Origin of the sequence: Catenulispora rubra (assembly GCF_015356825.1) — a bacterium.
Lineage (GTDB): Bacteria > Actinomycetota > Actinomycetes > Streptomycetales > Catenulisporaceae > Catenulispora > Catenulispora rubra.
The window spans coordinates 37,230-46,796 of the sequence record NZ_JAACYW010000061.1 but is presented as its reverse complement, the minus strand read 5'-3'; the positions used below and the strand labels follow the sequence as shown (position 1 = coordinate 46,796).

The 9,567-nt window shown below is 70.0% G+C and carries 8 protein-coding genes; 6 read left to right on the top strand and 2 right to left on the bottom strand.

Features of this window, described 5'->3' with window-relative positions; all coding sequences use genetic code 11:
* The 3 genes from GWK61_RS19225 to GWK61_RS19215 form a co-directional block, all read left to right on the top strand.
* A partial coding sequence (locus GWK61_RS19225; protein WP_194909928.1) for a class I adenylate-forming enzyme family protein occupies positions 1-943 on the top strand: 943 nt, incomplete at its 5' end.
* 22 nt (positions 944-965) lie between these two features.
* Positions 966-1,994: an NAD-dependent epimerase/dehydratase family protein gene (locus GWK61_RS19220; RefSeq protein ID WP_194909927.1), complete on the top strand. Its 1,029-nt coding sequence runs from the start codon at positions 966-968 to the stop codon at positions 1,992-1,994.
* An 18-nt stretch (positions 1,995-2,012) separates the two neighbouring features.
* Complete coding sequence (locus GWK61_RS19215; RefSeq protein ID WP_194909926.1) at positions 2,013-2,453, top strand: hypothetical protein; 441 nt, start codon at positions 2,013-2,015, stop codon at positions 2,451-2,453.
* A gap of 166 nt (positions 2,454-2,619) precedes the next feature.
* Here GWK61_RS19215 and GWK61_RS19210 read toward each other — a convergent pair whose 3' ends face one another.
* Positions 2,620-6,033: a glycoside hydrolase family 3 C-terminal domain-containing protein gene (locus GWK61_RS19210; protein WP_194909924.1), complete on the bottom strand. Its 3,414-nt coding sequence runs from the start codon at positions 6,031-6,033 to the stop codon at positions 2,620-2,622.
* A 213-nt stretch (positions 6,034-6,246) separates the two neighbouring features.
* On the opposite strand from GWK61_RS19210, the gene GWK61_RS19205 reads away from it, so the two are divergent.
* Positions 6,247-7,389: an ROK family protein gene (locus GWK61_RS19205; protein WP_194909923.1), complete on the top strand. Its 1,143-nt coding sequence runs from the start codon at positions 6,247-6,249 to the stop codon at positions 7,387-7,389.
* Positions 7,390-7,456: 67 nt separating this feature from the next.
* Here the strand turns inward: GWK61_RS19205 and GWK61_RS19200 are convergent, their stop codons facing one another.
* Positions 7,457-7,684: a hypothetical protein gene (locus GWK61_RS19200; RefSeq protein ID WP_228562557.1), complete on the bottom strand. Its 228-nt coding sequence runs from the start codon at positions 7,682-7,684 to the stop codon at positions 7,457-7,459.
* A 642-nt stretch (positions 7,685-8,326) separates the two neighbouring features.
* Between GWK61_RS19200 and GWK61_RS19195 the strand changes: the two genes are divergently transcribed.
* A complete protein-coding gene (locus tag GWK61_RS19195) occupies positions 8,327-8,800 on the top strand; it encodes a DUF6884 domain-containing protein (protein WP_323747639.1) in 474 nt (157 codons plus the stop codon).
* A gap of 42 nt (positions 8,801-8,842) precedes the next feature.
* On the top strand, positions 8,843-9,550 hold the full coding sequence (locus GWK61_RS19190) for an NB-ARC domain-containing protein (RefSeq protein ID WP_194909921.1): 708 nt from the start codon (positions 8,843-8,845) through the stop codon (positions 9,548-9,550).
* Positions 9,551-9,567: the final 17 nt, after the last annotated feature.

Genomic DNA, 9,567 nt, shown 5'->3' with positions numbered 1-9,567 from the left:
GGTGGGCTGGGGCCCCGGCGACATCGTCCACACCGACCAGCTCATGCTGGGTCTGCCGGCGCTCGCCGCCGGCGCGACCTGGTCGCTGTCCGGGCTGCCCGGCAAGGCGTCCCGGACGCTGGAGCACCTGCGCACCCGCCGCGCCACCCACCTGTTCGGCACCCCGGCCGAGATCGCCCGCCTCCTCGACGCCGGACCGGTGCCGCCCACGCTGCGCACCGTCCTGCTCGGCGCCGCCCCGGTCCCGCCGCCGATCCTGCGCCGCCTTCGCCAAGCGGCCCCGGACGCGCAGATCCTCGCCGTCTACGGCACCACCGAAGCCCTCCCGATCGCCGTGGCCACCGCCGAGGAGAAACTCGACGCCCTCGGCCTCGGTGATCTGCTCGGCACGCCGCTGCCCGGCGTCCGAGCCTCGGTGGCCGGTGCGGGCTCCGGCGAGACTCCCGGTACGGCCCCCGGCGAGATCCGCATCCGCAGCCCGCACCTGGCCGTCGGCTACCTCGGCGACCCCGAACCCCTCGCCGAACTCGCCACCGGGGACCTCGGCCGCCTGGACCCCGACGGCCGCCTGATCCTCCTCGGCCGCGCCAAGGACATGATCATCACCGGGTCCTTCAACCTCTATCCGGGCCTGTACGAGCCCGCGATCGCCGCCCTGCCCGGTGTCGCCGACGCCGCCTACGTCGGCATCCCCGACCCGGCCACCGGCGACGAACACGTCGTGCTCGCCGTCGTCCCCGAACCCGGCACCGACCCCGACGCGCTCACCAGGCGCCTGCACGCCGAACTGCCCCGCGTCATCGACACCGCGGCCCGTCCGGCGCGCATCGCCGTCGTCGACACCATCCCGCGCCGCGGCCGCACCGAGAAGCCCGACCGCGACGCCCTGCGCACCCTGCTCGCTCGATCCGTCGGGACCGAAACCCCGGCGAACGCCCGGTGACCCAGTGACTCCGGTGACTCCGGTGACCAGGCGCATCGCCGTCACAGGCGCGTCGGGCTTCATCGGCGGAGCCGTCACCCGGGCCGCCGTCGCCGCAGGCCACCAGGTCCACGCCTTCGGACGCCGCCCCGCCTCGGCCCTCGACCCCACGCACCTCGCCGACGCTCCCTACCGCCGCTGGGACATCGCCGCCGGAGTCCTCGCCGACCCGCCGGAGGTCGACGCCGTCGTCCACTGCGCCGGCAGCGTCACCGACTTCGGGCGCCTGGCCGACCTGCGCCGCACCAACGTCGACGGCACCGCCCACGTCTACGACACGTTCTGTGGCCACCCTGAGCATCCCGGCGAAGGCTCCGTCATCTTCGTCCACGTATCCACCGCCAGCGTCTACGCACCCCGGATCCCGACCGTCAACGCCACCGAGACCGACGCCCCACCCGCCCACGACCTGCCCGACGCCTACGGACGCAGCAAATCCGAAGCCGAGGACCACTTGAGGCGTGAAGGCCGCACCGCGACCATCCTGCGCCCCCACGCCGTCTACGGCCCCGGGGACACCACTCTGCTGCCACGCCTACTCGACGCGATCCGCCCCACCCCGCTCGGCCCCCGACTGTTCGCCACCGGCGACGGACGCCAGCGCGTCAGCCTCACCTCCGTCGGCAACCTCGCGCAGGCCTGCCTCCTGGCCGCCACCACTCCAAGCGAGCACCTTCTGAGCCGTCGCACCTTCAACATCACCGACGCCGAACCCGTCACCCTCGACGACGCCCTACGCGCCATCCTCAAAGCCCGCAGCCCGAAAGCCGTCCCCATCTACCTGCCCTACCGCGCCGCCTACCCGATCGCCGCCACCGCCGAAGCCATGGCGCGCGCCGCGCGGCTGTTGACCAGCCTCGCTGGATCGGAGAAGGCGCCGAAGCCACCGCGGCTGACCCGCTACGCGGTCCGTCACCTCGCCCTCGAACGGACCCTGGACATCAGCGCCGCCCGCGAGATCCTGCGCTATCGGCCCGAGCCGACCTCCTTCGAGGGAGCCGAGGACTGGTGAGCGAGCTAGTCTGCTCGGGTGACTCTCCTCGATGACGTGGCCGAACGCGACGGCTGGCGGTGCTGGGTGTGCGACGAGCCGGTCGACCCCGACATGTCGGTGAACGACCCGCGGGGGCCCAGCGTCGACAGCCGGACCGCCGACCGCAAGGCCAAGGTCACCGAGCGGCTCGCGCACCGCGGATGCAACACCCGCAAGGGCGCGGTCCAGGCGGTCATCGCCTGGCCGGACCACCTGTACGTGGTCGAACCCGCGCCGCTGATCGCCGTCGCCGAGAGGCTGGAGCGCAAGGGGGGCCGCGAGGTGGTGGGCCGCTGCCCGACCAAGCAGGACGCCCAAGACGCAGCGGATTGGCTGGCGGACCGGTTCTCCCGGCTGGCACCGGGGCTGCCGGTGACCGCAGCCGTCGAGCCGGGCGGCGGCCAGTTCCTCGTCGTCCTGGCCACCAGCCGCCGCTGACCGAGCGGGTCCATCCTCCGACACAGAATTCGAACCTGCGACCATCGAATTGGAAGCGCGCAGACGCCCGGGCCGACCGCGCGTATAACACTCGCAGAACCACCTCTCCCACCGCGGCGTGGTGCCAACCCGCGGTGGGAGAGGTCTGTTCAGGGCTGGCTGGCGACTATCCAGCCAACGCCGTTGCGAAGATGTGGAGCTGAGTGTTGCTCGGCAGCGTCACATAAGCGATCTGTTTTCCGGCCGACAGCGGCACGGAAGTCGCGTACAGACTCACCTTCTGGTTGGCGGGGAGCGTGCTTCCGGCCGGGCGGTTCCAGTACGGCGTGGTGACCGCGAGGGTGCAGCCGGGTACTGCCGCGTCGGCGTACCAGTCGGCGAGGGTGATCGGTGCCGACGAGGTGCTGCCGTCGGTGTAGGTGACGGTGACCGTGCCGGTCTGAGTGCCGAAGGTGCCGGCACCGAGGAAGGACAGGCTGGTACCGGATCCGCCCGTCGCGATGATCTGGCCGTTCGTGGTCACCGCGTCCGGCTGCCCGGCTGCGATGCCGGGCCAGGTGAATCCGGCGACGCTCGCTCCCGATGTCACGCCGACCGAGGCCAACGCCTGAGCGGAGAAGCTGTAGCCGCCTCCGTCGAGGTTTCCTGCAGTGGGGTTGGCGTCGTCGCTGACGCCCACGGTGTCATAGGCGGCGCCGAGGTTGGCGAAGGCGACGTTCACGGCGGCCGTTCCCGCAGCGTGCGTACCGCGGCCGGCGTAGGCGGTGGCTGCCGACAGGGTCGCCGAGCCGCCGTGTGCCGTGTTCGGCATGGTCACGGTCCAGGTGGTCTTGACGGTCTGACCGGCCGCGACGGTCCTGAAGACGTTGGGAGTCGTGGCCTTGGCCGTCCAGCCGGCCGGAACGGTCAGGCTCGTCTTCGCCTGCCGCACCACGGTGGTCGCGCCGTTGGTGAACGCGGTGGACACCGACAGCGTGCTGCCGGCCGTGGCCACCGCGGGGGCGGTGACTGCGGTGGAGCGCGGGCCGGTGGTGTGGTTGACGTCGAACGTGCCGGTCAGCGGCAGGCTGCGTGAGGAGTCGCCCACCCGCACGGTGTAGTTGCCTGCGCCGAGGGTCCAGGCCTGCGCGGCGGTGTCCCAGTAGGACGCGTCCTGCGCGCTCAGGCTGAAGTGCACCTTCTTGGTCTGCCCGGGGGCGAGCTGCACCTTCTGGAATCCCTTGAGCTGGCTGGCCGGCTCGCCGGTGGACGCCGGGTCGGTCAGGTACAGCTGCGCGACCTCGGAGCCGGCGCGCTTGCCGGTGTTGGTGACGTCCGCGGTGACCTGCAGGCTGCCGTGCTCGTGCAGTGTGGGCGCCGCGATGTGCAGGTGGCTGAAGGAGAAGCTGGTGTAGGACAGGCCGTATCCGAACGGGAACAGAGGTGTCAGGCCCTTGGCGTCGTACCAGCGGTAGCCGACGTCCAGGCCCTCGGAGTACTGCACCTGGCCGTTGACGCCGGGCCACTGCGCCGCGGTGTTCGCCGGTACCTGTGCCAGGGAGGTCGGGAAGGTCACCGGCAGCTTGCCGGAGGGGTTGGTGTCGCCGAACAGCAGCGAGGCGATGGCGGTGCCCGCCTGTTGACCGGGATACCACGCTTCGAAGACGCCCTTGACCTGGTTCAGCCACGGCATGGTGACCGCGCTGCCGGTGTTCAGCACCACGACCGTGTTCGGGTTCGCCGCGGCCACCGCGCTGATCAGCTGGTTCTGCGTGCCGGGCAGGTCGATGTTCGCCAGGTCGCCACCCTCGGACTCGAAGTCGTTGGCGTAGACGACGGCCACGTCGGATCGGGCGGCCAGCGCCGCGGCCTGGCTGATCGGGTCGGGGCCCGGGGGCAGCCAGCCGAAGTTGACCGACGCGTCGCCGCCGTTCTGGTAGTAGTCGACTTCGACCTGGACCGGCTGCCCGGCGGTCAGGGGCACCTGCGCGGTCTCGGTGGTGGACGCCTGGTCGCGCCAGTTGTCGATGACCTGCTGGCCGTTGATGAACAGCCGGCTGCCGTCATCGCTGGACAGGCCGAAGGTGTAGGTGCCGGTCGTCGGCGGGGTGAGGGTGCCGGTCCACTTCGTGGAGTAGCCCGTGGTGCCGAGGCCGGCGATGGGGGAAGTGCCGGACCAGTTGAAGGAGACCTGCGCGTCTGTGCGCGTGGCGACCGGGGTGCCGGACAGCGTCATGTTGTTGTAGTAGGCGCCTGACAGGCCGTTCCCGGTGCCGGTGGACGGGGTGAGGTACTTGCTGTCGACAGCCGGGTACTGCTGGGTGCCCTGGCCGCCCGAGGCGTATTCGACATCCACGCCGGAGCCGGCGCGGGCCTTGATGCCGGCGTACGGGGTGATCGTGCCGGTACCGGCGACCGTGGCGCTGCCGCCGCCGGCGGTCATGGTGTCGTCGCCGATGACCGCGATCGAGTGGAGCTTGCTCGCGTCGAGTGGGAGCATGCCGCCGGTGTTCTTGAGCAGGACCGTGCCGTCCTGGCTGATTTGCTGAGCGGCGGTGACGTGCGCCGGCGTGGAGGCGATCGCGTCAGGCGTGTCGGGCAGCGGGTGGTCGAACAGCCCGAAGCGGAACTCCTCGCGCAGGATGCGGCTGACCATGTCGTCCAGGCGGCTCTGCGCGACCTGACCGGACTGCACGGCCTGCTTGAGCGCGGCGCCGAAGTAGGAGTCGTCAGGCATCTGCATGTCCATGCCGGCGTTGGCCGAGGCGACCGTGGAGTGTGTGGCGCCCCAGTCGGAGGTGATGAACCCTGAGAAGCCGAAGTCGTCCTTGAGGATCGTGTTCAGGTAGGCGTTCTCGCAGGCGTACACGCCGTTGACGCTGCTGTAGGAGCACATCGCCGACGAGGGCTGCGACTGGGCCACGACCGCGCCGAACGCCGAGGTGTAGATCTCGTGCACGCTGCGGTCGTCGATGACGGCGTTGTCCGCCGGGGTGTTGCGGTTGGTCTCCTGGTTGTAGACGGCCCAGTGTTTGACCTGCGCCATCACGCCTTGCGACTGGATGCCGTTGATGTCGCCGGCGGCAATCTGCCCGGTCAGGTAGGGGTCCTCGCTGTAGGACTCGAAGGCGCGTCCCCAGCGCGGGTCCCGCACGATGTTGATGGTCGGGCCGAGGTCCACCTCGGCACCTTTGGTCTTGTCCTCGGCACCGATCACCGCGCCGTACGAGGCGGCCAGCGACGGGTCGAACGACGCGGCCAGATCGGCGGCTGCCGGAAGCTGGGTGGTGTTGTTCATGCGGACCCCGACCGGTCCGTCCTGCATCTTCAGCGTGGGTATGCACAGCCTGGTGTCGCCGGGAATGAAGCCGGTATACGCGGAACCGCCGGCTCCGTGCACCATGCTGATCTTCTCGTCGATGGTCATCTGGCCCAGCACCTGGCCGACTTTGGTGTCGACCGGTGCGGTCGAGCCGATCCAGGGGCAGGCCGTGTTGGCGGCGTGCGCGACCGTGGTGGTGGTGGAGGCTGGGATGGTGATCGCCGCGCCGACCAAGACGAGAGGGACGAAGGGGCGCAGCAAAGATCTCACCGTACTCATGAAGGGCTCCTGGGAGAGGGACACCAACGGTGGAAGTTTCAGGGTTTTATCTCTCTCCGCACCCAATCCTGTCAATGAATCCGCGTTTTAATCCTGATCTGGATTAAAGGAGAGAGGGAACCCGCTGGTGAGGATAGGTTCTGCGCAAGAGCATGAGAGATTTTTTATGGCGGGCCATAGATTAATGCCCGATGTCGTACCTATGCTGCGAAGGTGACTACGAGGGATGCGAACCTCCGGCGGGTCTTCGACGTGGTACGCGAGCACGGAACCATCACCCGCGCCGAAGTCTCCGCGCTCACCCGGCTGTCGCGCAGCGCCGTGTCGAATCTGGTCACCGAGCTGATCGACACCGGCCGGCTCGTCGAACGCGCCGGACCCGCCAAAGGACCCGGTTCCGGCAGCGGGCGCCCCTCGCTGGTGCTGGCCCCGGTGCTGCCGGACGGCGTCCTGCTCGCGATCGACTTCGGCCACAACCACGTCCGGGTCGCCGCGGCCGACATGGCCGGCGGCATCCGCGCGGAGCGCATCACCGAGCTCGACGTCGACACCAACGCCGCGCGCGCCATGGACTGCTGCGCGGACCTGGTCACCGCCGTCCTCGCCGACGCCGGCGCCGATCAGGACGCTGTGCTGGCCGCCGCGGCCGGCATACCCGGCCCGCTCGACAACGCCCCGGAACGCAAGGTGCGCTCCCCCACCATCCTCGCCGACTGGATCGAGCTGTCCCCGGCCATCGAGCTGGAACGCCGCATCGGGCACCCGGTGGCCATCGACAACGACGCCAACCTCGGCGCCCTGGGCGAGCTGCGCTTCGGCGCCGGCCGCGGCGCAGGCGACTTCATCTACGTCAAGGCCTCGCACGGCATCGGCGCCAGCATCGTGCTCGGCGGCCAGCCCTACCGCGGCGCCTCCGGCATCGCCGGCGAGATCGGGCACACCCAGATCCCCGGCGTCGCGCAATGGTGCCGATGCGGCAACCGCGGGTGCCTGGAGACCACCGTCTCGATCGACATCATCCGCACCGAACTCAGCCGCCTGCGCCCCACCCTGGTCGATCCGGTCCTCGCCGCGGACGACCCCGTGGCCCGCCGCATACTCGCCGAAGCCGGCCGCACCATCGGCCGAGTCGTCGCGGACCTGTGCAACTGCCTCAACCCCGCAGCCGTCATCCTCGGCGGCGAACTCGGCGAATACGGAACGGCGGTGATCGACGGCCTCCGCGACTCGATCGACCGCTACTCCCAACCCGCGACCTCGGAGGCGGTGGCCGTCCTCGCCGCCGAGAACGGCCGCCGCGCCGAACTGCTCGGGGCGCTCGCCCTCGCCGCCCAGCAAGCCGCCTTCGATCGCTGAGCTGACGAGCACCACTACCCAGCCCCAACGCCGCTCCCGCCGGACAGCGCAGCTTCGCTGGTGCAGGTCAGTACATCGCGTCGAGCCGGTCGACGAGTCGACGCAGCTCACGGGCGCTGCGCTCGGACATGGAAGTCATCACCCGCTCCAAGATCTCACGGGCTTCCCACGGCGAGCCACAGCACTCGAAGATCCCGCAGCCGTCGGTATCGACCCACAGGCGCCGATAGCGCCAGCGGACGAAGCCGCGCCAGATACGCAGGGCCGCCGCCACCTGGGCAGTGACGGGGATCACCTCCGGAATCAGTCCCCAGAGGCAGTATTCACCTTTAATTAGTCAGCGCCTAACGCACCATGCCTTAGAATCACAGGTGTAAGCGAAGCAGAATCCATAGAACGATCCCGAGGAGCCACAGTGAACAGCGAAGTCGTCACCGCCCGACTGCAGATCGCCGCCGCCCGGCAGAAGGCCGAGGCCGAGCGCAAGACCCAGCTCGCCAAGACCACCAAGAAGTGACCGCCTCGCGCCCCGCAACCCCGATCCAGCGCCAGTCAACGCAGCCTGGACCTCGTCACCGCTCAGGACCGGGGCGTGAGCACCGCGGCACGTCCGAGTAATGCCCCTGGCAGCACCACCGGCCAGGGGCATTGCCGTGTCTCAGGCCCTACCCGTGGGACGGCGGGCACTGCGAGGGCAACGGGCACGATGCGCTGGAAGCGTCGGGCCTTGTCCCGTTTGCCGCGCAGGAAGGCCAGAGTCAGATCGAGTCCTTCGACCTCGCAACGCCATTCCCCGGCTTCGATGACGCGGGGATCGCAGTCCTCTGATTCCTGCCCGTGGTTGCCAGGGAGTGCGGCGCAACCCCGGTACGGTTCAACTGTCACCCTTCTGCCTCCCCTTTTGGCACTCCCCGTCGCGATCGTGTAGCTGTGTGCTATGCCAATTCGCCTCGACGATGGATCCCCGACACCGTCCTCCGCGTCCTCGCCCGGCTCGTCGACCGCGGCGTCCATCATCCTCATCGGAGATGGAACGGCCCAGTTGAGCGAGCCCGCCGCAGCCCGCGACCTTTATGTCAGTCCGCTGTTCGCCGGCCGGCGAGCGCAGGCCGAGGCGAGCGGTTTGCCATGGTTCGTCGTCAGCGGCCGCTGGGGGCTGCTCGACCCCGACGACGTCCTCGCGCCCTATTCCTTCTCCTTCGCGCGACAGTCAGTGAACTATCGGCGAGCCTGGGGACGCTTCGTGGCCGAGCAGCTGTGCCTGGTCAGCACGGTCGGCCGCGACGACGTGGTGGAGATCAGCGCCGGCGCCGCCTACACCGCCGCGCTCGTCGCCCCGATCCAGTACCTCGGCGCCCAGGTCCGCAAGGCGACCGCGGGCGCGAACGACCCGGGAGACGATCCGCGGTAGCCCGCAGCGGGGCCTTCTCGAAGGCCACGAGCTCTGAGGCCGTTGGCCCTGATCCGAGTCCGGCATCGACTACTCGTACTCATCCCCGCCACGCTCGACGAGCGCGCGGCGATGTTCCGTGACCGCACGCACGGCCGCGACGCGTTGGTCGTTCTGGACAACGCGGCCGACGAGGCGCAGGTGCGCGACCTGATTCCGGCCAGCCCGAGCTGCCTGGTGCTGATCACCAGCCGCCGCAGCCTGACCGGGCTCGACGGTGCGCATCTGCACATCCTGGACGTGCTCGGGACCGAGGAGTCGGTCCGGTTGCTCGCCCGGATCGCGGGGGCCGAGCGCGTGGGCGCCGAGCCCGAGCCCGAGGCCGCGGAACGCATCGCGGCGCTGTGCGGAGGCCTTCCGCTGGCCGACCGCCTGAGCAGAGGCATCGGCCAGCACGCAACCCGCGGGCGGGATGTGGCGGCGGTGTTCGAGCTCTCCTACCGCGGCCTGCCCGAGCCTGCGCAGCGAGTGTTCCGGCTGTCAGGGATCGGCCCCGGGCCGGACGCCACCCCCGAGACGGCCGCGGCGCTGGCCGGCATAAACCTTGAGCAGACGGATCAGATCATGGATCTGCTGCAGGACGAGCACTTGGTCGACCAGAGGGTTCCGGGCCGCTTCGAACTGCACGACCTGCTACGCGCCTACGCCGCCGAGACGTGCGCTTCCAATGATTCGGCAGCAGAGCGGCGAACCGCCGTGGACGACTACTGAGCTTTGGAACCCACAGG

What these genes read in the sequence shown, in the direction of transcription:
- GWK61_RS19210 (WP_194909924.1), bottom strand. Translation starts at nt 6,033, where the DNA reads ATGAGTACGGTGAGATCTTTGCTGCGCCCCTTCGTCCCTCTCGTCTTG.
- GWK61_RS19195 (WP_323747639.1), top strand. Translation starts at nt 8,327, where the DNA reads ATGCCAATTCGCCTCGACGATGGATCCCCGACACCGTCCTCCGCGTCC.